Raw genomic sequence first — 25,164 nt, 5'->3', positions numbered from 1 at the left:
GAATTATGTTGGTAGAAGTTGTAAAATCTAAAATACATCGGGTTACAGTTACACAGGCTGATCTGAATTATATAGGTAGTATTACGATTGACGAAGATCTTATGGATGCTGCCAATATTATAGCTAATGAAAAGGTATATATTGTAAATAATAATAACGGAGAACGTTTTTCTACGTATGTCATTAAGGGGGAGCGGGGATCTGGCATGGTTTGTTTGAACGGAGCTGCTGCCCGTAAGGTTCAGCCAGGAGATATTGTTATTATTATGTCGTATGCTATGATGGATTTTGAAGAAGCTAAGACATTTACGCCTACAGTTATATTTCCAGATACTACAACAAATAAATTAATTTGAATAAATTTTTTCTATTATAGAAGAAAAGATTGTTGAGAGAGCATGGATATATTAGAAACCCACTTGTATAGGTGGGTTTTGTTTTCTGTTTTCATATAAAAGTAGAAATATTTATATCTGGGAAAGATAATTAGAATTATAATGTTTGCTATAGAATGATTTAATTGTTGGACTTATTTTGTATAATGAGGTTAAATCATTTCTATCTAATTTTTTAACTAAATAAGATTGTGTTTACTAAAAAAGAAATATGGCGAGTAGCTTATCCTATCCTTATTAGTTTGGTAGTACAAAACCTTATAAATATTACTGATACAGCTTTTTTAGGGCGGGTAGGAGAAATAGAGTTAGGAGCTTCAGCTTTAGCAGGAGTATATTATATGTCTGTGTATATGATTGGTTTTGGGTTTAGTACTGGAGCACAGATACTGATGGCACGACGTAATGGTGAGGGCCGATATTCTGCTATTGGAAGTATAATGTTGCAGAGCACATTTTTTATGATTTTATTAGCAGCATTATTGTTCGGGATAAATGATATTTGTGCTCCTTGGTTTTTGCGTTGGATGATTAGTTCTGAAGCTATTTATGGCGCAACAATAGAATTTCTTGACTATCGAATTTTTGGTTTATTTTTTTCTTTTGTTGCTGCCATGTTTCGAGCATTCTATGTGGGTATTACTCAGACTCGAATTCTTACAATCAATGCTGTTATAATGGCTTTGGCAAATATTGCTCTTAATTATATGCTTGTGTTTGGAAAATTCGGTTGCCCGGAGATGGGAATTGCTGGAGCGGCCTTGGGGTCAGTTTTATCAGAATTTATTTCGGTTATATTTTTTATGTTATATACCGGTATGAAGGTAGATGGGAAAAAGTATGCTTTTTTTAATATTTCGGGTTTTGACCCCAAAGTTATTGTGCGGGTATTAAGTGTTTCTATATGGACTATGATACAATTTTTTTTGCCGATAATTACATGGTTTATATTTTTTGTAGCTATTGAGCATTTGGGTGAACGATCTTTGGCTATTGCAAATATTGTGCGTAGTGTTTCTACTATATTTTTTATGCCGGTAAATGCTTTTGCTGCGACGTCTTGTACTTTGGTTAGTAATGCAATGGGAGCTGGACGTCCTCAAGAAGTGATGCCCATAGCAAGGCGTATTATACGAATATGTTATATGATTATTATACCCTTAATGTTTTTTGTGTTTGTGCAGCCAACTCTTTTATTACACATTTATACAGATAACGAAGCATTGATAAAGGAAAGTATTCCGTCTTTGTTTACCATGGTACTGTATTATCTTATTACAGTACCGGGAAGTATATTGTTTAATACTGTTGCGGGAACAGGTAATACTAAGTCGACCTTTTTAATAGAAATGATTACAGCGGGGGTGTATCTTTTGGCTATTTATTTTATTATTTTTTGGTGGAGGCCATCCGTTCAATATTGTTGGTTTGTTGAATATATTTATTGGATAGTGACATTATCCATTTCGTTTTTTTATTTGAAAAAAGCAAATTGGAAAAATAAGAAAATCTGATAAAATAAGGTATCCATAGAAGAGAATAATTGGCTTAAAAAATGAGATATTTGGACTTCTGCTAACTCTTTCATATTTTTGTATTGTGATGGAAGATGTCTATAAAACAATAGCGTGTTTGTCTGAGGGTCTTTATAAAGAGAAGATGAGTAAGTTTATCTCTTTTGCTATTCCGGTATCTACAGTTGAAGAAGTCAAAGAATATATTGGGCTTTATCAGAAAAAATATTATGATGCACGGCATGTATGTTGGGCTTATATGTTGGGATATGAACGTAAAGATTTCAGGTCGAATGATAATGGGGAACCTTCTGGTACAGCAGGGAAGCCAATATTAGGGCAAATAAATTCTTTTGGTTTGACCAATATATTAATTATCGTAATTCGTTATTTTGGAGGGATAAAGTTAGGAACAAGTGGACTTATTGTTGCATATCGTGAAGCTGCAGCCGAAGCTATTCGTGCAAATGAAATCATAGAATGTTTAGTTGAAGATGATATACGCATTTGTTTTGAATATCCTTTCTTAAATGATATTATGCATATAATAAAGGAAAACAATGTAACTATTATATCGCAATATTTTGACATGGATTGTGATGTGACATTACGTATACGCCGTACAGAAATGGCGTATTTACGTAATCGCCTATCAAAAGTTGAATCATTGAGGTTCATTGATGTATAGATAATAGTAGAAAGAGGGGATGATTGCCGCAGCAAGTCATCGATTTTATATTGATTCTTGGTGCAATATATCATTTAATACTGAAACAGCGTTTTCTACAGTATTAATATTTGATATTACCATGGATCGTTTCGTTTTTATTTCACGTAGTTGACATTGTCGGGGATTTTTTTGCAGGTAACAGATAACTTTACCAAAAGCGGTTGACTGGAAGTAACGTATATGTGAGTCAGAAACGAAAAACAATATCATCTTTCCTTGTTTTAAAACAATTTTTTCCATACCTAGTTGTTTGGCTAATTGTCTTAGACGTACTACTCGAATAAGCTCTTTCCCTTCTTCTGGAATACGGCCAAATCGGTCTTCGAGTTTTGATGTGAATTGTTGTATATCACTTTCTTTTTCCATGTTGTCGAGCTCCTGATAGAGGGAAATTCGTTCTGAGACATTGGGGATGTATTCATTGGAAAACAAGAGTTCAAGATCGGACTCGATGATACAATCTGTGACGAAAATTTCATCCTCATTCGTATGTTTATTATTTTCGTCGTTATACAATTCTGAAAATTCTTCATTTTTCAATTCTTCAACAGCTTCTTTCAGAACTTTTTGGTATGTTTCATATCCTAAATCTGCGATGAATCCACTCTGTTCTGCACCTAATAAATTACCGGCACCTCGAATGTCGAGGTCTTGCATGGCAATATGAATACCACTGCCTAACTCGGAAAAACTTTCGATGGCTTGTAGTCTCCGGCGTGCGTCAGTACTGAGCGTATGTAAAGGGGGAGTAAGTAGGTAACAAAAAGCCTTTTTATTACTTCGTCCTACTCGGCCCCGTAATTGATGTAGTTCGCTAAGACCAAAGTTCTGAGCATTGTTGATAATAATTGTGTTTGTATTGGGAATGTCAATACCGGATTCTATAATAGTTGTAGCTATCAATACGTCGTAATCATAATTAGCAAAATCTATAATGGTTTGTTCCAAACGATCTGGTTCCATTTGCCCGTGTCCGGTACAAATACGGGCATCAGGAACTAATCTATGTACTAGAGTGGCCAGTTCGTCAATTTGTTGTATTCGATTATTGACGATGAATACTTGTCCGTTACGACTCATTTCAAAATTGATAGCCTCTTTTATTATATCTTCATTGAATCCATGAACTTCGGTTTGTATTGGATAGCGATTAGGAGGAGGTGTAGTGATTACCGACAGATCTCTGGCTCCCATAAGAGAAAATTGTAAAGTTCTTGGTATTGGAGTTGCAGACATGGTAAGAGTGTCGACATTAACTTTCATTTGTTTTAATTTTTCCTTTACTGCTACGCCAAATTTTTGTTCCTCATCAATGATTAATAAACCTAAGTCTTTAAATTTTACATCTTTTCCAATGATACGGTGTGTGCCGATAAGGATATCTATTTTTCCTTCGGATAGTTCTTGGATAATTTTTCGTATGTCTGAAGATTTTCGAGCTCGACTCAAATAATCTATTTTCACAGGGAAGTCTTTTAGTCTGTCAGCGAATGTTTTGTAATGTTGGAAGGCTAATACTGTAGTAGGAACTAGTACTGCAACTTGCTTATTATCACATGCTGCTTTAAAAGCGGCGCGTATGGCTATTTCAGTTTTTCCAAAACCTACATCGCCACAAATGAGGCGATCCATGGGCTGTTCTTGTTCCATATCCTGTTTTACTTCTGCAGTAGATTTTAATTGGTCAGGAGTGTCTTCATATATAAAAGATGCCTCCAATTCTTGTTGTAAAAAGGAGTCTGGGGGATAAGCGTGACCTTTTTCTTCTCGTCGTTTTGCATAGAGCTTTATCAGGTCTCGAGCAATATCTTTCATTTTGCTTTTAGTCTTTTCTTTCATGCGTTCCCAAGCACCAGTTCCCAGTTTGTTGATGCGCGGAGGTTCACCTTCTTTTCCCCGATATTTAGCTAGTTTGTGCAATGCATGTATACTTACAAAGAGAATGTCGTCGTTTTGATAAATTAGTTTGATGACTTCTTGCATCTTGCCATTGATTTCAGTATGAATCAATCCTCCAAATTTGCCGACTCCGTGATCTATATGTACAATATAATCTCCTGTTTCGAATTGATTGAGTTCTTTCAGTGTTAAAGCTAATTTCCCTGAGCGAGCTTTTTCACTTTTTAGATTATATTTATGGAATCGGTCAAAAAGCTGATGATCTGTAAAAAAACAATTTTTTTGTTCTTTATCGATAAAACCTTCGTGTAGAGTTTTTAATATAGGGGTGAACTTTATATTATCCTTACGATCTTTAAAAATATTTTGTAAACGTTCTATTTGTTTTTCGCTATCGCTGAGAATATATAAAGAGTAACCTTCTGCAATGAGGTTTTTGAACGAATCACTTACTAAATTGAAGTTTTTATGATATATCGGTTGTGGTTGACATTCAATATGTAAGATGGCTGAACATGTAGTTTGTGTTTGAGAACCAAATTCGATACGTTTAAACTCAAGTATTCTTTTTTTTAATTTTACAGGATCTATGATTTTTTTTATGGCATTTATATCCCCTTCTTCGGCTATCAATAATTGAGGAGAAATAGCTTCATTTGTGATAGCTTCTATTTTATTGACAGAAAATGTAAAATCATGAAATGCCCATATAACACTTTCATCAATGAATTCTGGCAAAGATTCTCCAAATATGCCATTTTCAGACATGTTAGGAATAATACTAATATTGTCAAGTTGTTCGTTTGATAGTTGAGTTTCAATGTCAAATGTGCGGATGCTTTCTATTTCGTTCCCAAAAAAATCTATTCGATATGGTAATTCGTTTGAGAATGAATACACATCCAAGATACTGCCTCGTACAGCGTATTGTCCAGGTTCATATACATAGTCGACCCGTTCGAAGCCATATTCAAAAAGAGTATCTGCAACGATAGTAGATTCTATGTATTCATTTTTTTTTAGCCGTAATGTTTTTTTGTTTAATAAATCCGCTTTTACGACTTTTTCAGCTAGCGCTTCGGGGTATGTAACTATAATAAGTGCTTTGTTTTTTTCTTGCAATCTGTTGAGAGCTTCGGTTCTTAATATTTCATTAGCCGAGTCAGATTGTCCATATTTGATTGCCCGTTTGTATCCGGATGGGAAAAATAATATTGATGTTTCTCCTTTGATTTGTACCAAATCATGGTATAAATATCCGGCTTCTTCCAAGTCGTTAGCTACTAATATAAAATGTTGATTAGACGATAACAAAGAGGAAAAAAGTAATGCTGCGGCAGAGCCTTGTAAGCCGTTAATATGTAAAGTTCCTTTTTTTTTATCGCTAATAAAATGTTGTAAAGCCTTTATTCGGGCCGGAGTATTGAAAAGTGTATATAGTTGTTCTGTATCCATAGTGTAAATTTAGAACAAAAATGACTCTTTTCTGAATGTATGGAAAAGAGAATTTTTTATTGATTTACAAAAGTAATGAATGATTGATGATGAACAATAAACGAGAGGCTTGATTTTCTGTTAAAAATTAGTTCTTGTTTATCGTGGATTATTGATGGAAATTCTAAGAAAATTTAATTTATTGATTGGTTAATTTTATTACTTTCTTATAACTGTTGCTTTTTTTGAAAATGTAGTATATTTGTCTTGTTTATGTAATTGTTGTAACTGATAGACTTAAAGGAGATTGATTAAAAAAGAAAAGAATGAAGTATGAAACAGGTAGATACAGTTATAGGATGTGATGGAGTGGTAATAATACCTACATATAATGAAAAAGAGAATGTAGAAAATATTATTCGGGCTGTATTTGCTTTGGAGAAAATTTTTCATATTCTGATTATTGATGATGGTTCTCCGGATGGGACAGCAGAAATCATTAAACGACTGAAAGATGAATTTCCAGAACGTTTGCATCTGCTGGAGCGTAAAGGTAAACAAGGTTTGGGAACAGCTTATATTACGGGTTTTAAATGGGCAGTCTCGAGAGGATATGATTATATATTTGAAATGGACGCAGACTTTTCTCATAATCCGAATGATTTATTAAAATTGTGGTCAGCTTGTGCTGTAAAAGGAGCAGATATGGCTATTGGATCTCGGTATATAACGGGAGTAAATGTTGTAAATTGGCCAATGGGGAGAGTGATTATGTCATATTATGCGTCTAAGTATGTGCGCTTGATTACTGGAATGAAAATTGCTGATACGACAGCCGGTTTTGTTTGTTATCGGCGAGAAGTATTGGATACGATAAATTTGGATACTATTAGATTCAAAGGGTATGCTTTTCAGATAGAGATGAAATTTACAGCGTATAAATGTGGGTTTAAGTTAGTCGAGGTCCCTATTATATTTATAAATCGAGTATTAGGGGTCAGTAAAATGAATTCAAGTATTTTCGGTGAGGCAGTTTTAGGAGTGATACAATTGAAAATAGGAAGTTGGTTTAAGAAATATCCCAGCAAAAAATACGATGAAGAGAATTTGGATTAAAGATGTAGTAATTATTAATGAGAATCGAGAATTTAGAGGTTCTGTTCTCATACAGGGCGATAAAATAGAGCAGATACATGAAGGAGACTTATCTGACAGAATGATTAATGCTGCTGATGAAATTATAGAAGCTCCCGGAAAGTGGTTAATTCCTGGGGTTATTGATGACCAAGTACATTTTAGAGAACCTGGGCTTACATATAAGGCAGATATCCATAGTGAATCAATGGCTGCTGCGGCTGGAGGTGTCACTTCTTATATGGAAATGCCTAATACAGTTCCACAAACAACAACAATAGATACGTTGGAATGGAAATTTGAGCGAGCTGCACGGACTTCGGTGGTCAATTATTCTTTCTATATAGGAGCGAATAATGATAATCTTGCCGAATTAAAGAAAATAAATCCCAAACGAATATGCGGGGTGAAGGTTTTTATGGGGTCTTCTACGGGTAATATGTTAGTAAATAATACTCGGACGTTAGAAAATATATTTAAGGAGGTTTCTTCGGTTATTGCTGTACATTGTGAAAAGGAAGAAATTATAAAAGCTAATCGGGAGATGTACGTATCTCGTTTTGGGGAAGATTTGCCAGTTATGTTTCATCCTCTTATTCGTAGTGCTGAGTCTTGTTATGCATCATCAGCTCAGGCTGTGGAGCTGGCATCAAAATATAATACACGTTTACATATATTACATCTTTCAACGGCAAAAGAATTATCTTTATTAGAAGACAAACCATTGTCAGAAAAGCGTATTACTGGAGAGGTGTGTGTGCATCATCTGTTTTTTGATGATAATGACTATGCTCAATATGGAAATTTGATAAAATGGAATCCGTCAATAAAAACTATGGCAGATAGATTGGCGTTGATGAAAGCCGTGAGAGGAAATCGGATAGATGTTATTGCTACTGATCATGCGCCTCATTTATGGTCAGAAAAACAAGGGTCATGTCTAAAAGCAGCTTCAGGTGGACCATTGATACAACATTCTCTATTGACAATGATTGATAAGTTTTACAGGGGGGAGATTTCTATGACGAAGGTAATCGAAAAGATGTGTCATGCTCCAGCTGAGTTATTTAGAGTACAGAAAAGAGGCTATATACGAGAGGGGTATTATGCCGATTTAGTATTGGTAGATCCACAAAAGAAGTATACTGTAACTCGAGAAAATATTTTGTCTAAATGTGGATGGTCGCCTTTTTATGGATATACATTTCCTGCTACGATTGAGACTACTTTTGTCAATGGAGTAAAAGTCTATGATAAAGGAATAGTAAAAGATGAAAATTGTGGTTGTGAATTAAGTTTTGAGGCATGAGGACAATTTTATTAGTGGGATTAGGTGGTTTTATTGGGAGTATTCTTCGGTATATAGTATCTCGCTTTGTTGTCACTCATACATCTGGATGTTTTCCGTGGGGGACGTTCATTGTAAATTTTTTAGGATGTTTTCTTATAGGTTTGTTATACGGATTTACGGGGCGTTTCGAATGGTTTTCTACTGAATTACGGATGTTGTTAATTGTTGGACTATGTGGGGGTTTTACTACATTTTCAACCTTTTCCAACGAGTCGTTGATTTTATTGCGCAGTGGAAATTCGATTTTATTTTTATTGTATATTCTAGGAAGTGTAATGATAGGGCTTCTTTGTACATATATAGGACTAGTATTAACTTCTGCGAAGTGAAAGGTGTAGTATGGAAATCATTTATCTTATTATTGGATTATTATCTGGATTATTGGTTGCAGTGGTCGTATTTATTATGCAATATAATTCAGGAAAACAGATACGGCAAGAATTGATTGAAGCGAGAACTGGGCAAAAAAAATCAGAAGAGTTACTGCATGAGGAAAAATTAATTGTATCTCGATTAGAAGCAGATAATCGTATATTGAATGACCGTTTATCAGCTCAAAGAGATGAGGCAGAAACAATGCGAGAACAAATGAATAATGAGTTCCGCCTTATGGCTAATTCAATTCTTGAAGAAAAGTCAAGACGTTTTACTGAGATAAATCAAGAAAATATAGGTCGCATATTGACTCCGTTGCAAGAGAAGTTAGTAGAGTTTAAGCAAAAAGTAGAAGATACATATGATAAGGAGTCAAAGGAGAGATTTAGTCTGGATACTCGAATACGAGAGTTGGTAGAGTTGAACAGACAAATTAGTCAAGAAGCAAATAATTTAACAAAAGCTCTTAAGGGAGATAATAAAGTTCAAGGTGATTGGGGGGAGATGATTTTAGAGAGCATTCTTGAGAAGTCTGGACTGGTGAAAGGTAGAGAATATTTTACTCAAGAGACCTTGGCTGATGAAGTTGGGAAAGCTCAGATAAATGAAGATGGACGGAAAATGCGTCCAGATATTATTGTGATTTATCCGGATAAAAGAAGAGTGATTATAGATTCGAAAGTTTCTCTGACAGCGTATTCTCGTTATGTCGATGCCGAATCTCCAGAAGATGCGACAAAAGCTTTGCAAGAACATATTCGTTCTCTCAAAAATCATGTTCTTGAATTGGCCGCCAAACGATATCAGGATTATGTAGAATCTCTTGATTTTGTTATGATGTTTGTGCCCAACGAACCGGCATATTTAGTTGCTATGCAACAAGAGCCTACTTTATGGCAATTTGCTTATGATCACCGAGTGATGCTTATTAGCCCTACTAATCTGATTGCTGCATTAAAGTTGATCGTAGATTTGTGGAATCGAGATAAGCAAAGTCGCCATGCAATAGAAATTGCAAATCAGGGTGCATCATTATATGATAAATTTGTAGGTTTCGTAAATTCGATGACTGAGATAGGTACCAATATAGATAAAGCTGCTCGAAGCTATCAGCAAGCATTTAGCCAGTTGAAAGAAGGTAAGGGTAATTTAATAAGTAAAGCAGAAAAATTGAGGACTTTGGGAATTAAAGCCAAAAAAGAGCTTCCTTCAGGTTTACAATCTTACTCAGAAGAGGATACTGAAAATGAACTGGAAAATTAGAAAATGTGATGAAACTTTCATATAAACCGTATACATTAGAGCTACGTCATGTTTTTACTTTGGCTACTTCGTCTCGCAATGTGACTCCTGTAGTATTAGTTTCAGTCGAGAGCGATGGATATATTGGATATGGGGAGGCGTCGTTACCTCCTTATTTGAAAGAAAATCAAGAGTCGGTGATCCGCTTTTTATCTCAACTGAGATTAGGTCCGTTTTCTTTAGCCCAGTCTTTAGAAGAAATTCTGGTTTATGTGCACTCTGTTGAGGAGGGAAATGCTGCCGCAAAAGCTGCTGTAGATATTGCTATCCACGATTTATATGGAAAAGCGATAAATAAAGCATGGTGGCAGATATGGGGACTTGATAGATTATCAGCTCCTTATACGTCTTTTACGATAGGTATTGACTCGGAAGATCAAATTAAACAAAAAACTAAGGAAGCGAAAGATTTTCGATTATTAAAAGTTAAATTGGGCAGGGATACCGATAAAATGATTATATCGGCGATACGTTCTGTGACGAATTGTCCTATTTGTGTAGATGTTAATCAGGGTTGGACCGATAAACATTATGCTTTGGATATGTTGTTTTGGTGTAAAGAGCAAGGAGTTATATTTGCGGAGCAACCTATGCCTAAGGAACAAATTGATGATATGGCTTGGTTGACAGAAAAGAGTCCGATTCCGACGATTGCAGATGAGTCTTTTCAGCGATTAGCTGATTTGGATGTGGTAAAAGATGTATTTTCTGGAGTAAATATTAAATTGATGAAATGTGCAGGAATGGCTGAGGCATATTGCATAGTCGAGAAAGCAAGGTTGGCAGGAATGAAAATTATGCTTGGCTGTATGACTGAGACTTCTTGCGCTATTAGTGCGGCAGCACAACTTTCTCCTTTGGCCGATTGGGCAGACCTTGATGGAAACTTGCTTATTACTAATGATTGCTTTAGAGGTGCCGAGCTAAAGGAGGGAAAAATTATATCGACAGAATTGCCAGGAATAGGGATTATACCGGTATCTTTTGTTTAGTAAAGATACAGTTAAGATCTGTTGCTATTCTCTGTTGCGGGGCGTATAGCAAGAAAAGAGGGGAACTCTGCATATATTCTTGTGTCAGAAGATAGATTCTTACAGGTGTCATAGCTTAAAAATAGAATATCTTTCTGGGTAGAGAAACGGGTGTTTTCAGACATTAAGGGAGCTGTAATGATTTTATTTGGATATTCTTCTTTTACTTTTATGATTTTTTGTTCTAAGAGACTACCTATTGATGGCTTGTCTACTAATAAAAGAGTTATTCTGGATACTCCATTACTGAATATTGTATCGAGATAATCCAATAAAAATTTATCTTTATCTCCATCAAGAATAAATAGGTAGCGGGAGGCTCCTTTAAAGTTTCTATTTTCAAATACAGCGACTGGACAGTTGACCTTAGACATAATAGATTCTATTTTTTCTCGTAATAATATGCCTGGTAAATGCAGGGGAGATTCTTTCAGGAAATGTACAAAGTGGGAAATGACGGGGATATTAAAGTGTTCAGATTTGTTTTCCAAATTATAGCTTTCTGACATGAAGCGGGGACCTGCTCCTAAGAGTAAAAGGTCTGTATGTTCTTCGTTTCCTAATTGGATGATTTCTTGATTCAGCTTATCGGTAACTTTATATCTTTTATCTATTTTTAGATGTAGTTTTGATGCCTCTCGCATAATAGGAGCAAAGCTTTCTTTAGCATATTGTAGAGCCTTTACTGGTGCCAAGTCAGTACCTAATGTATAGTGACTTGCTATAATTTTCATTTGTTTTAGTTGTTTCCCGAATAAAATACGAGCTATAAATAGGAGCAACTTTCCACTTTCTGGTCGCCCGAAAGAGAGCACAATTCGTTGGTATTGGCTTAAGTTTATTTTTTTATGGTATAATTTTTCAACACCGATAAGCATTGGAGTTGTCATAAAAGAAGTACTTAATGCCATAATAACCAGTATGGCAAAAATTTCAGGGGGTAAAATGCCCATTTCTCTTCCTATATTCAGGGCTACAAGCTCCATTAGCCCCCGAGTATTCATTAAAGTTCCAATAATAAAGCTGTTTTTCCAATTTTCTCCGACAGAACGTGCTGCTAATGCACAACCTCCTAGCTTTCCGGTTATTGATACTAATATAAACATAATGCAAATTCCCCAGAGGGTGGGAGAGTTTATAAGTCCAATTTGAGTATTGAGGCCGGTATATGCGAAAAAGAGAGGGAGAAATAATACAGTTGCTATATCTTCAACTTTTTCCATCATAACTTTACGAAAACCGAAATTGACGGGCATTACAACTCCTGCCATAAATGCTCCGAAGAGAGCATGTATACCGATGATTTCTGTCGTTACCGAGGAAATAATCAAGATTAAAAATATGAAACCGACAAAAGATTTGTTAATAACTTCCTTGTTTGCATATAAAGTCCCAATTTTTTTTAAAAATGGACGTATGACTAAGAACATAAGTAGTATATAAATTAGAGTAAGCCCTATTGTATATAGTGCACTTACAAATGTTCCAGCTTTGGCAATAGCTATAACTACAGCCAACAGGCACCAGGCTGTGACATCATCATTTGCTGCAGATGCTAATGATAAGATGCCTACAGGTGTGTGTGTCATATTTCGTTCTTGTACAATACGGGCAAGGACTGGGAATGCTGTGATGCTCATTGATATTCCTAAAAATAGAGCAAAGGGGAGAAAGTCAGTTTGTGCAGCTGCATATTCTTCATATACCCAAAAGGATGATACTATACCTAAGAAAAAGGGAATTACTATACCTGCATGACTGATAACTAATGTCTCATTTATTTTATTTTTCAAAATTCCGAAATCGAGTTCCATGCCAATGACGAACATAAAAAGCACTAATCCTATTTGGCTAATAAGTTCGAGGTTATGTAACGAATTGGGAGGGAATAAAGTTTCTGAAAATTCAGGGAAAAAATAGCCTAAAAGGGAAGGACCGAGTACTATTCCTGCAACAATTTCTCCGATGACTCCGGGTTGTCCGATATATTTAAATGTTTGAGAAAAGATACGAACTGTGAATAGTATCACGATTATTTGACACAAGAGTATAGTGAGAGGATGGCTTAAATTTTCGACAATGATGTTAAGAAACATGGCAAATGGAGATATGTCAGTATGCGAACGTATTGATTGTAAATGACTGAACCTTTCTCCATTAGAGATAGCTACATAAATCAGACTGCAAAAAACAGCCATCATAGTTATATATATAGCATAATTCCGTTTATTTTTTTGCATATTTTGATTATGTTTTTCGTATCAAATTTATGTATTATTTTAGGGAGTATAAATACAAAACACATAAAGATTTTATAAAAATTTGAAGAAGTGAGGTGAAAAATGTATATTCTAATATGATGAAATAGCGTGTTACATAAAAAATAATCATTGAAAGCAGCTATAAATACATCCATTTTTCACTACTTTCAATAATTATCTTTTTGTTTTTTTAATTTATTTCGAGAATATACAATGCTCTTGGAGCAAATGTCATTTCGGAGGAAAGAGTTATTATTTCTCCGGATATGATATCAGGAGCGGATTTTATCCCTTTTAATATTTCAGCATAACGAGTCATAGATATGGTTTTCGTAGTATCGTTTCCGTTCATGATGATAATGATCTTCTTATCATTATATTCTCTTTGATATACATATAATCCGTTTGTTGGCATATAATGTATCATTTTCCCTTTTGATATGACTTCTTTTCCTTTTCTCCATTGTAATATTTTTTTGATGAAATCAAAAGCTTCATTTTGCATTGGGGTACGATTGGAAGATAAAAAATCGTTTACTTTATCGCCTGGAAATCCTCCGGGAAAATCAAGCCGTATCAGGCCATCGCTTTTTTGTTTAGTTCCATGCATTAGAATTTCTGTACCATAATAAATTTGAGGAATACCTCGGGTTGTTAATAGGAAAGCAATTGCTTGTTTGAAAAATCCTAAATTTTTGGGTTCATTGAGAAGAAAACGGTCGGTATCGTGATTGTCTAAGAAAATGAGAACAGACATTGGGTCTGGATACATGAAGTCCATTGCTATTCTATCGTATATTTTGTTTAATCCATTCCAACTATCGGTTTGTTGCATAAAGGCGTCACGTACGAGACCTTGCAGAGGGAAATCCATTACACTTTTCAGATTTGAGTTTCTGGATGGATCAAGTATGCTATTTTTTTGCCAGTAAGCTGATCCTGCTTCAGTATTGTACCAACATTCACCTACAATATTGAAATTAGGGTATTCTTTCATTACATCAGCACACCATTGAGACATGGAATCAAAGAATACATAGGGATGTGTATCCATACGTATCCCGTCGATGTTGGCATATTCTATCCACCAGATGCTGTTTTGTGTTAGGTATTTCATCAGATGAGGATTGTGTTGGTTAAGGTCGGGCATACTTTGGACGAACCAACCTTTTTCTGTAATGGCTTTATCATATTGTGATACATAAGGGTCAAAATGTGGAGTTAATCGATAAGAAGTCTGTACATAACCATCTGGGAAATTAAACCAGTCATGAGAGGGACGATCAATAAACCATATATGTTCACTACCGCAATGGTTAAAAATCATGTCCATTACGACTTTCATGCCTCTTTGGTGACATTTTTCAATGAGATGTTTGTAATATTCATTTGTCCCGAAGCGAGGATCTACTTTATAGTAGTCTGTCGTTGCATATCCATGATAGGAACCTCCGGGCATATCATTTTCAAGTACTGGATTGAGCCAGATAGCTGTTACTCCCAAATTTTGTATATAATCAAGATGTTGCTCGATTCCTTGTAAATCTCCTCCATGCCGGGCATTGGGATCATTTCGGTCGATTGGTGCAGGAAATCGCATTGTCGGTATGACATTCGTTTTAGGATCACCGTCTGCAAACCTATCAGGCATGATGAGATATAATACATCTGAGGCATTGAATCCTTTTCTTGATTCAGGATTTATATTACGGGCTTTTAGTTCATATCGATATTTAATTTTTTGCTTTCCTTGACGAAAATGTATGTCGAAGTGACCGGGTTTTAGATTATCACTCAAAGAAAGATAAAGAAATACGTAATTGGGACTTTCTAGTTTTATGCAACGGTCAAGGGTTATACCTGGATATTCTACTGAGACTTCACATTGAGCTATATTAGGTCCGTATACCATAATTTGAAGTTCTTTATTTTGCATGCCAGTCCACCAAAATGCAGGTTCGAGACGATCGATTTTTATTGCTGCGTTTGTAATTAATGATACAATTAAAAAGCAGCTTACTAAAGTTGTTTTTTTCATAATTTATTGTTATTGTTAATCGTTTTTAGGGAAAATGATAGGGGGAAATAGGCGTATCAAAGGCCGTTGGTTTCCTTTTCTAAGCCTGATGAAATCTATTAAAGCCATATTTGTTTCACCATTCATGTTTTCGTCCTGAGGTTTTATATATATTATCGATATTGTATTTTTTCCTGCATGTAGCACAGACATAACTGGATTTGAATATCCCCAATTTGACCATTCGTCTTTTCCTCTTTGTGGCATAACAATGGGACCTGTAGGTCTTCCATTGGTGAATAAAGTCCGTATGGCACATTTGTTTTCCGTATTAATAGGCCCATTTCCATTAGCATATCTGATATCAATATAATAGGTTCCAGATGTCGGAACTTCGACCTCGAAAGTTATATTTGAATTTAAAGATGTAGATGTTTCTATATATCCTTTGCCAGAATAACCATCATGATTATGCTTGGATGGACGTATATGATTTTCGGCTTCTATTATCCATTCTTCGTTTGGTGGAAGGTATATGATAGGTTTTCCTGTAAATCCGGTATATCCTTGGTTATTGGTAGGAACAATAGCAACTTGAGTAAACGCATTTAAAGGATATATTTTAAACATTTCATTATTTATTTTGCCATGGGAAATTCCGTTAAGGTATAATTCGTATTTATTAGGGTGTGTATAGTTTTCTATTTTTACGGTAGTATCGTTAGGCCTGAAACTGAATTCTGTAGTTTCAGGCATATATTCTATATTTTGTACATTAACCTCTTGATAAGGAATTTTATTATTGGCCAAAACAATTTCTATTTTGTGTTTTCCAGTTAAATTAGCTGGGAAAAAGGGCTCAGAAGTCAGTTTCCCATTGATTCGGAATTCCGTAATTTTATTTCCTGTACCACTTAATTTTAAGTATAGTATAGCATCCCGATAGAGAAATTTTTGTATTTGTTTTTCTCCATTGATACAGGAAGGAATAAAAGGTTTGAAGCGTATTCCATCTGGTTCAAAATTCATACCGAAGTAAAGGCGATAAATCATAGCGATATTTCCGGATAAGCTCCATAACATCTTATCTGAATTTACAGCGGAGCCTTTATAATCTCCATCTGATGCAACAAATAATTCTTTATGTGTAGTAAAAAGTGCGGCAGCACGGTAGAGAGACCCTAATCCTTTTACTACGGCTGTTTCGTTTTCTGTTTTGGCTGCAGCTAAATTCCAAAATGCTTGGACAAAAGGCCATATTGCATTATTGTGATATGGTTTTATCTTGTTGAGTTGAGGGAATATACTGGTTGTCCCAAACTCAGTTATAGGAATATGGGAAATTATCTGTTTGGCTTGTTGTGATGATGCGACATTTGAGAGAATACTTAAAGATTCACCTAAATTGTCAGCTCCAGAAGATAGTATAGGATATATGCTGTTATATAAATATTCGCCATAATATCCTTTTTCCGGCATCCATAGATGTTGGTTGATTGCCTTTTTCAATAGTGCAGCCTGATGAGTGTAAGGTGAGATGTCTTTTCCTAATAATTGAGCCATTTGTCCCAGTATGGAATACATGGTATAGTGCACTACATTGGTGCCTAAGCAGAGAGATTGATAGATATCTATTGGTTGCATCCAGCGAGGATAAGATTGTTCTCTCCAATCAAGATAAGACTGTTCCCCTCTCATCAAACCAGTTTGAGAATCTTTTATAGTATATTGGTCGTCTTGGGCAGATTTTCGAATGACATCGAATGCATAATTCAACCAATTGTTATCTCCTGTGATTTTATATAATTCCCATGCAGCTATGCTCCATACAACTCGATCGCTTGATATAGGCCATGCGCCACCGGTTCCTGTATCTTGTACAATTCGTCCATTTTTCACTTTTGCTTTTAGACTCTTTAAAGAAGCCTCTGGATCTATGTATCCTAAAGCTAACCAAATGGAATAACTTATATCTCGAGTCCAGACACCATCCCATGCTGCTCCTGCTCGGAAGGTTCCGTCTTGACGGATGTTGTCTACCAGTTCATCCAGAGCCATATTGTAAAGTGCGTCGATAAGTAGTTGGCTGGATTGGTAGCGGGGATAATGGTTAAGATTATTGTGTCGTTTCCATTCAGAAAATTTATCTGTGGTGTTGTCTTGTGTATTGAGCCGTATTGTTGTTTCATATATACCGTTACCGTCGTTGTCTGTAAGAGTCATCTCTTCTTTGTTATATAAATTTTCAAAGTCCCAAGTAAGAGGTTCTCCACTTCCTGCGATATATAGACCTTTGAAATCATTACTGTAAATGATATCGTTTGTAGGGGTCTTGTAGAAGCCTTGTTCTTTGAAAGCTTTTAACATGTGGTTCATGTCAACTCTCACAGTCCAAGCTGTATTGGCAGGAATCGTATTTGGAATATCGTTATTATTAGTTTTTTCTGTAGAATCTTTTTCCCCGAAAGATAAGATGGGAGATATAAATTTACCATTTTGGGGGCGGATAATAATTTTATGATTTTCTCCAATAGGGAGTTCATTATCTCTGCTGTTTATACTGAATTTGAATTCAATGATTGGAGAGTAAGAGAGACTTACTGGGCTTTGGTAATCTGAGATGATTTCATTTGGAGATGTGGCAATAGCTTTAAATTTCCCTTGTGTGACTCGATTTTCATATACTGTATAACTATTACAGGAATATATAATTTTATCTTTTCTTGCTGGAGAACAAGATATACAAAATAACAGAATGATGAGATATGGTAGTATGGCAGTTTTCATGTTATTATGCAATTAATATTTAGCATTAGAAACAATCGGGTAGAGAGAATGGTTCGATATGTTTAGTTTATCTTTTCATTATACTTGATTGCAGATATGCTGGTAATATAATACATTTGCAGATATGAATCTAAGCTTTAATATATGGTTATGTCCCGGATATTGCTTATAACTCCTCCTTTTACTCAATTGAATACTCCCTATCCGGCTACAGCCTACCTTAAGGGATTTTTAAATACTTTGGGTATTGAGTCAAGACAAGCTGATTTAAGTCTTGAAGTGATTCTTCATCTCTTTTCTTCATCAGGGTTATTGGACTTATTCAAAGAAATATCCACTCTTCAGATTTCTTTGGAAGATGAAATGTTGAAACGTATTATATCCCTTAAGGAAGAATATATTGCGACTATAGATTTGGCGATTGCTTTTTTACAAGGACGAGAACCCTCGTTGGCACATTTGATTTGTAATGGCGATTTTTTGCCGGTAGCTGGTGTTCGTCCGGAAGAAGAGGATTTGGAATGGGCCTTTGGAACTATGGGAATACAAGATAAAGCTCGTCATATAGTGACTTTATATCTTGAAGATATCTCTCACTTGGTGGCAGCGGTAGATGCACATTTCGGCTTTAGTCGGTATGCGGAGCAGTTAGGCAGGTCGGCATCATCCTTTGATGATCTATATAATGAGTTGTTAAAACCATATACTTATGTAGACCGTATACTTATACAGAAATTAGAATATTGGTTATCTTCATATACTTTTGATTGGGTGGCATTGAGTGTACCTTTTCCAGGGAATTTATATAGTGCATTACGCTGTGGTGAATACATAAAGAAAAAATATCCTCAAATAAAAGTTGAGATAGGAGGTGGTTTTATTACGACAGAATTAAGACAACTATCTGATGCACGGTTGTTTTTATATTGTGATTATATTACTCTTGATGATGGAGAATTACCGTTGAAACAATTATTGATTGGTAGAGAATCGGATTATGTAAGAACGTATGTTTTACAAGGGAAGGATGTTGTTTATGTGAATAATAATAGTTTTTCAGATATTCCGATGAGCAAGAGAGGTATCCCGGATTATTCGGGGTTGTTGCTTGATAAATATCTATCAGTTATTGAAATGACCAATCCGATGCACTCTTTATGGAGCAACGGGCGTTGGAATAAATTAACTTTGGCTCATGGTTGTTATTGGGGGAAATGTGCTTTTTGTGACGGTTCTCTTGATTATATAGGTCGGTTCGAACCGTTGGCGGCACAAGAAATAGTAAATCGGATGGAAGCTCTTATTTCTCAAACAGGTGAAAGGGGATTTCATTTTGTTGATGAAGCTGCGCCTCCGGCTTTATTAAAAGAATTGGCACTGGAAATCATTCGTCGGAAGCTGGTTGTTGTATGGTGGACAAATATTAGGTTTGAGAAAAGTTATACACTTGATTTATGCCGTTTGCTTAAGCGTTCTGGTTGTATTGCTGTTTCTGGAGGGCTGGAGGTTGCATCAGATCGTTTGTTAAAACTTATAAATAAGGGGGTTACTGTTCCTCAAGTAGCCAAAGTAACTGATTACTTTACTCAATCAGGTATTATGGTACACGCCTATTTAATGTACGGATTCCCTTCGGAAACAGCTCAGGAAACTATTGATTCTTTGGAGATTGTACGTCAATTATTTATGAACGGTTTAGTACAATCGGGATTTTGGCATCGGTTTGCTATGACAGCACATAGCCCAGTAGGTTGTTATCCGGAAAAATATGCAGTAAAAATAACAGAAAAGCCCTTTGGTGGATTTGCACGTAATGATATTGATTTTGTAGATACAGCAGGAGCTGACCACGATTTGTTTAGTGAGGGTTTGCGTATTTCTTTATATAATTATATGCGAGGGGTTGGTTTTGAGTTACCATTATATAAGTGGTTCGATATTCCTGTTCCTCGAACAACTATTCCTCCTACTTATATTGAACGGTTATTAGATAAGAGCTTAGATACAATAGCAAAAGATGGGCAAAGAAGATTGGTTTGGATATCAAAAACATTGCCTTGGATGCGTTATTATGAACGTACCAAAAAAGGTAAAAAAGTGATTGTATCTGAATTCATTATTATGACTTCTTCAGAGTCTCAAGTTTTTCGTTTAAAGTCTGAATGGGGACAATGGTTGCTTGAGCATTTACGTGCAGTTCAGTTTCCTCATGAAGAAAAACTGACTTTAATAGACTGGGAAAAAGATTTTAGAATACAACATGGTGGAAGTTTCGATGAACTGCTTCAGTCTTCTTTATGGAAAGTTCTTCGGGAAAATGGGTTGTATTTTCTGTAAGAAATTAAGGGTGAATCTTGTTTTTTATATGAGAGCATTGAGATTCACCCTTGTTTGTATATTTTTATTGATAGAAAAATGTCTTTTAACTAAAGTATTCCTTGGGACATCATCGCTTTTGCAACTTTCATAAATCCAGCGATATTAGCACCCTTCATATAATTGATATAACCATCTTTTTCCGTTCCGTATTTTACACATTGAGTATGAATATCACTCATAATCTGATGTAGACGGTTATCGACTTCTTCAGCACTCCAATTGATGTGCATGGCATTCTGGGTCATTTCGAGCCCAGACGTAGCTACTCCTCCAGCATTGACAGCTTTACCAGGTCCGTACATAATGCGATTTTTGATAAATAAATCGATTGCTTCGGGACGACAACCCATATTCGAAATTTCACCTACGCAAATAACCCCATTGCTAATAAGTTGTTGAGCATCGTCCTCATTGAGCTCATTTTGAGTAGCGCAAGGCAGTGCAATATCAACTTTTTGTTCCCATGGGCGTTTCCCGGCGAAAAATTGTACTCCAAATTTTTCGGCATAAGGCTCAACGATGTCATTACCAGATGAGCGAAGGTCTAACATATAATCGATTTTTTCACCGGAAATACCATCAGGATCATATATATATCCATCAGGACCGGAAAGTGTAACTACTTTTGCGCCTAATTCGGTAGCTTTTGTTACGGCTCCCCATGCAACATTTCCGAATCCGCTTACGGCAATAATCTTATCCTTTATGTCTATATCTTTTGTTGCAAGCATCTGTTTTACGAAATAAAGCCCTCCGAATCCTGTCGCTTCAGGTCGGATGAGTGAGCCTCCGAATTCTAAACCCTTACCAGTAAATGTCCCGGTATTTTCTTGTTTTAGTTTTTTGTACATACCATACATGTAACCGACTTCTCGTCCTCCAACTCCTATATCCCCAGCTGGAACATCTGTGTCAGGGCCGATATGGCGCCATAATTCTAACATAAAAGCTTGGCAAAATCTCATGATTTCACCATCAGATTTACCACGAGGACTGAAATCGGAACCTCCTTTTGCTCCACCCATGGGAAGAGTTGTCAATGCATTTTTGAATGTTTGTTCAAATCCTAAAAACTTTAGGATAGATAAGTTTACAGAAGCATGAAAACGTATGCCACCTTTATATGGGCCGATAGCATTGTTAAATTGTATACGATAACCAAGATTAATTTGTACATTTCCTTTATCATCTACCCAAGGAACTTTAAATGTGAAAATACGGTCTGGCTCTACCAATCGTTCTATAATTTTAGCTTTTTCGAATTCAGGATGTTGGTTATAAACGTCTTCTATGGAGATAAGAACTTCTTTCACCGCCTGTAAATACTCAGGTTCTCCAGGATGTTTTACCTCTAATGAGGATACAATGTTATCGATATTCATGACATTGTGTTTTTAATGGTTATTTTTTATGTTTGAGTATAGCTGTTATTATTTCAGCAATACCTTTATTGCAAATTTAGTTATTTATGTGGATAAAAAAATTATTTTTACTAAATTTGAACATTAAAGATTATTAATTTATTCTGACAATTTGTAAGAAAAATACCCTTGTATTGATGATGGATACGAAGAATTTTAATCAATTATATCTCAAAGATACCTCTTTTGCTAACTTAATGCAAAAACGCATTTTTAATGTGTTACTTATTGCCAGTCGCTATGATGCATTTATGCTTGAGGAAGATGGACGGGTGGATGAACAGATTTTTTTTGAGTATGTTTCTCTGAATTTAAGCTCTCCTCCTCGTGTAAAGCAGGTAAATAATTTTGATCATGCTTTTTATGAGCTATCAAGCAAGCGTTATGATTTGGTTATAACTATGCCGGGTATAGAGAAAAGTGATACATTTGAGCAATGTAAAAATATAAAGGAGAAATATCCAGATATTCCAATTGTTGTTCTGACTCCTTTTTCAAGAGAGGTGTCGCAGCGTATAGGTAATGAGGATTTAAGTGGAGTTGATTATGTTTTCAGTTGGTTGGGTAATGCTGATTTGTTATTAGCCATTATCAAGCTTATTGAAGATAAAATGAATGCTGAGGAAGATATTAAATCGGTAGGGGTACAAATGATTTTGTTGGTAGAAGATTCTATTCGATTTTATTCATCGATATTGCCTCATTTGTATAAATTTGTGTTGAAACAATCTCAGATATTTTCAACAGAAGCATTAAATGAACATGAACAAATGTTGCGAATGAGGGGACGTCCTAAGATAAAACTGGCCCGTACTTATGAGGAGGCTATTGCGATTTATAATAAATATTCCAATAATGTATTGGGAATTGTATCGGATGTTTCTTTTAAACATAATGGTGTTAAAGATAAAAAAGCTGGGATAGAGTTTTGTTCTTATGTCAGAGAACATGATGAATTTGTTCCTATAATTATAGAATCGTCAGAAATAGAAAACCAAACCATGGCGTTGAATCTTAATGCATGTTTTTTAGATAAAAACTCAAAAAAATTGCCCGTTGATTTGCGTAAAACTATTTTACGTAATTTTGGTTTTGGAGATTTTGAATTTGTGGACCCTGATAGTGGAGAAGTTTTATATACTGTGCGTAATTTAAAAGATTTGCAAAACACTATTATGTCAGTTCCTGATGATTCACTTTATTTTCATGGTTCTCGTAATCATATTTCGCGTTGGTTATATTCTCGAGCGATGTTTCCTATTGCAGAACTACTTAGACGAAAAGCATTTACCGATATTAGTGAATCTCAGGAAGTCCGAGAATTGATTTTTAATGCTATAGTCCAATATCGGAAAATGAAAAATAGGGGGGTTGTGGCTGTATTCAAACGTGATCGTTTTGACAAATATTCAAATTTTGCTCGTATTGGGCAGGGATCTTTGGGGGGTAAAGGAAGGGGATTGGCCTTTATTGATTCTTTGATAAAACGGCATCCGATTCTGGAAGATTATCAAGGTGTGAATGTTACTGTTCCTAAGACAGTTGTATTATGTACAGATATATTTGATGAGTTTATGGAGGCAAATAATCTGTATCAAGTAGCACTATCGGACTTGCCCGACGACCAAATTCTACGTTACTTTTTAAGAGCTAAGTTACCTGATAAGTTAATAGAAGATTTTCTTGCTTTTTTTGATGTCGTGAGACGCCCGATTGCCATACGATCTTCGAGCCTTTTAGAAGATTCTCATTATCAGCCATTTGCTGGTATATATTCGACTTATATGATTCCATACTTGGAAGATAAGTATGAAATGTTAAGGATGTTGAGTGATTCGATTAAAGGAGTATATGCTTCTGTATTTTATGCTGATAGTAAAGCATATATGACAGCAACTTCGAATGTGATAGATCAGGAGAAGATGGCTATTATTTTGCAGGAGGTTGTTGGAACACAATATGATGACCGATATTACCCGTCTTTCTCTGGGGTGGGGCGTTCTTTGAATTACTATCCTATCAATGATGAAAAAGCTGAAGACGGAGTTGTAGATTTGGCGGTAGGTTTGGGCAAGTATATTGTAGATGGAGGACGAAGTCTGCGTTTTTCGCCAAAGCATCCTCGGAACGTGTTACAGACCAGCACTCTTGATTTAGCATTAAGTGATACTCAGACTCGTTTTTATGCTTTGGACTTAAAAAATATGCAAGAATCTTTTTCAGTGGATGATAGTTTTAATTTATTGAAACTCCATATGCGGGAAGCTGAAAAGGATGGTTCTTTACGGTTGATGGTATCAACTTTTGACCCATATGACCAAATAATGCGAGACGGATATTATGACGGGGGCAGAAAAGTCGTTACCTTTGCAAATATATTACAGCATGATGCATTTCCATTAGCTGAACTTTTATCTATGATGCTTGAGTTTGGTTCAAAAGAAATGGGGCGTCATGTGGAAATAGAGTTCGCGGGTACATTACCAAGTGAGGAAAATAAACAAGGAACTTTATATTGGTTACAAATACGTCCTATTGTTGATACGAAAGAAATGCGTGACGATGAAGTCTTCGATTTGCCTGATGAACAGACGATATTGAAAAGCAATTCGGCTCTTGGGCATGGTATCATGAATGATTTGTATCATATTGTGTATGTGAAGACGAAAGATTTTAGTTCGTCGAACAATATGTTGATTGCTCGTGAGATAGAGAAGATAAACCGAAGATTCGTAGAGAAAGGCAAAAACTATATATTGGTTGGTCCTGGACGATGGGGATCGAGTGATACGGCTTTGGGTATTCCGGTGAAATGGCCCCATATATCCAATGCTCGCTTAATTGTGGAGTCGGCGTTGAAAAATTATCGAATAGAACCAAGCCAGGGAACCCATTTTTTTCAGAATCTGACTTCATTTGGAGTAGGATACTTTACTATAAATCCTTTTATGAATGATGGCTTTTTTGATGAGGCGTATCTTGAAGGTTTTGAGGCAGAAGAAGAAACTCGTTTTTTGAGAGTAATTCAATTCGAAAAGCCGGTAGTAGTCAAAATTAATGGAAAGAAGAATATTGGGTTGGTGTTGAAACCCGGAATTGTTGTAGAAAGAACAGAAAATACTAACACTATATAA

Annotated in this window: 15 protein-coding genes; 10 read left to right on the top strand and 5 right to left on the bottom strand. The window is 35.6% G+C overall.

Annotation, left to right across the window (positions count from 1 at the left end):
• Positions 1–5: 5 nt before the first annotated feature.
• From panD to Cop2CBH44_RS07690, 3 genes are all read left to right on the top strand, one after another.
• A complete protein-coding gene (panD, locus tag Cop2CBH44_RS07700; protein ID WP_021932076.1) occupies positions 6–356 on the top strand; it encodes an aspartate 1-decarboxylase in 351 nt (116 codons plus the stop codon).
• A 230-nt stretch (positions 357–586) separates the two neighbouring features.
• Positions 587–1,909, top strand: coding sequence for an MATE family efflux transporter (locus Cop2CBH44_RS07695; RefSeq protein WP_200755842.1), 1,323 nt, complete (start codon positions 587–589; stop codon positions 1,907–1,909).
• Positions 1,910–1,997: 88 nt separating this feature from the next.
• A complete protein-coding gene (locus Cop2CBH44_RS07690) occupies positions 1,998–2,597 on the top strand; it encodes an IMPACT family protein (protein ID WP_021932078.1) in 600 nt (199 codons plus the stop codon).
• 45 nt (positions 2,598–2,642) lie between these two features.
• Here Cop2CBH44_RS07690 and mfd read toward each other — a convergent pair whose 3' ends face one another.
• The gene (mfd, locus tag Cop2CBH44_RS07685) at positions 2,643–5,993 is read right to left on the bottom strand and encodes a transcription-repair coupling factor (RefSeq protein WP_200755841.1); all 3,351 of its coding nucleotides are present in this window, start codon (positions 5,991–5,993) and stop codon (positions 2,643–2,645) included.
• A 312-nt stretch (positions 5,994–6,305) separates the two neighbouring features.
• Between mfd and Cop2CBH44_RS07680 the strand changes: the two genes are divergently transcribed.
• Genes Cop2CBH44_RS07680 through Cop2CBH44_RS07660 form a run of 5 tightly spaced genes read left to right on the top strand, consistent with a single transcriptional unit; the run spans position 6,306 to position 11,126 of the window.
• Positions 6,306–7,088: a polyprenol monophosphomannose synthase gene (locus tag Cop2CBH44_RS07680; protein ID WP_021932081.1), complete on the top strand. Its 783-nt coding sequence runs from the start codon at positions 6,306–6,308 to the stop codon at positions 7,086–7,088.
• Positions 7,069–8,415: a dihydroorotase gene (locus Cop2CBH44_RS07675; protein WP_021932082.1), complete on the top strand. Its 1,347-nt coding sequence runs from the start codon at positions 7,069–7,071 to the stop codon at positions 8,413–8,415. The genes Cop2CBH44_RS07680 and Cop2CBH44_RS07675 overlap by 20 nt, the downstream gene beginning before the upstream one ends.
• Positions 8,412–8,786, top strand: coding sequence for a fluoride efflux transporter CrcB (gene crcB, locus Cop2CBH44_RS07670; RefSeq protein ID WP_021932083.1), 375 nt, complete (start codon positions 8,412–8,414; stop codon positions 8,784–8,786). Before Cop2CBH44_RS07675 ends, crcB begins: the two co-directional genes overlap by 4 nt.
• A gap of 10 nt (positions 8,787–8,796) precedes the next feature.
• Complete coding sequence (locus Cop2CBH44_RS07665; RefSeq protein ID WP_021932084.1) at positions 8,797–10,095, top strand: DNA recombination protein RmuC; 1,299 nt, start codon at positions 8,797–8,799, stop codon at positions 10,093–10,095.
• An 8-nt stretch (positions 10,096–10,103) separates the two neighbouring features.
• Positions 10,104–11,126: a dipeptide epimerase gene (locus Cop2CBH44_RS07660; RefSeq protein ID WP_021932085.1), complete on the top strand. Its 1,023-nt coding sequence runs from the start codon at positions 10,104–10,106 to the stop codon at positions 11,124–11,126.
• A gap of 11 nt (positions 11,127–11,137) precedes the next feature.
• Here the strand turns inward: Cop2CBH44_RS07660 and Cop2CBH44_RS07655 are convergent, their stop codons facing one another.
• The 3 genes from Cop2CBH44_RS07655 to Cop2CBH44_RS07645 all read right to left on the bottom strand — a co-directional run bounded on the left by Cop2CBH44_RS07655 (position 11,138) and on the right by Cop2CBH44_RS07645 (position 18,230).
• Positions 11,138–13,405, bottom strand: coding sequence for a cation:proton antiporter (locus tag Cop2CBH44_RS07655; protein WP_021932086.1), 2,268 nt, complete (start codon positions 13,403–13,405; stop codon positions 11,138–11,140).
• A 211-nt stretch (positions 13,406–13,616) separates the two neighbouring features.
• Complete coding sequence (locus tag Cop2CBH44_RS07650; RefSeq protein WP_200755840.1) at positions 13,617–15,464, bottom strand: glycoside hydrolase family 13 protein; 1,848 nt, start codon at positions 15,462–15,464, stop codon at positions 13,617–13,619.
• 15 nt (positions 15,465–15,479) lie between these two features.
• The gene (locus Cop2CBH44_RS07645) at positions 15,480–18,230 is read right to left on the bottom strand and encodes an alpha-L-rhamnosidase-related protein (RefSeq protein WP_200755839.1); all 2,751 of its coding nucleotides are present in this window, start codon (positions 18,228–18,230) and stop codon (positions 15,480–15,482) included.
• Between the two features lie 150 nt (positions 18,231–18,380).
• Here Cop2CBH44_RS07645 and Cop2CBH44_RS07640 point away from each other — a divergent pair, with 150 nt between their 5' ends.
• Positions 18,381–20,567, top strand: coding sequence for a B12-binding domain-containing radical SAM protein (locus tag Cop2CBH44_RS07640; protein WP_246469189.1), 2,187 nt, complete (start codon positions 18,381–18,383; stop codon positions 20,565–20,567).
• 89 nt (positions 20,568–20,656) lie between these two features.
• Here Cop2CBH44_RS07640 and gdhA read toward each other — a convergent pair whose 3' ends face one another.
• On the bottom strand, positions 20,657–21,991 hold the full coding sequence (gdhA, locus tag Cop2CBH44_RS07635; RefSeq protein ID WP_021932090.1) for an NADP-specific glutamate dehydrogenase: 1,335 nt from the start codon (positions 21,989–21,991) through the stop codon (positions 20,657–20,659).
• 176 nt (positions 21,992–22,167) lie between these two features.
• On the opposite strand from gdhA, the gene Cop2CBH44_RS07630 reads away from it, so the two are divergent.
• Positions 22,168–25,164, top strand: coding sequence for a PEP/pyruvate-binding domain-containing protein (locus tag Cop2CBH44_RS07630; RefSeq protein WP_021932091.1), 2,997 nt, complete (start codon positions 22,168–22,170; stop codon positions 25,162–25,164).

The organism is Coprobacter secundus subsp. similis (assembly GCF_015097275.1).
GTDB classification, from domain to species: domain Bacteria; phylum Bacteroidota; class Bacteroidia; order Bacteroidales; family Coprobacteraceae; genus Coprobacter; species Coprobacter secundus.
This window is presented reverse-complemented; position numbering and strand designations above follow the sequence as displayed.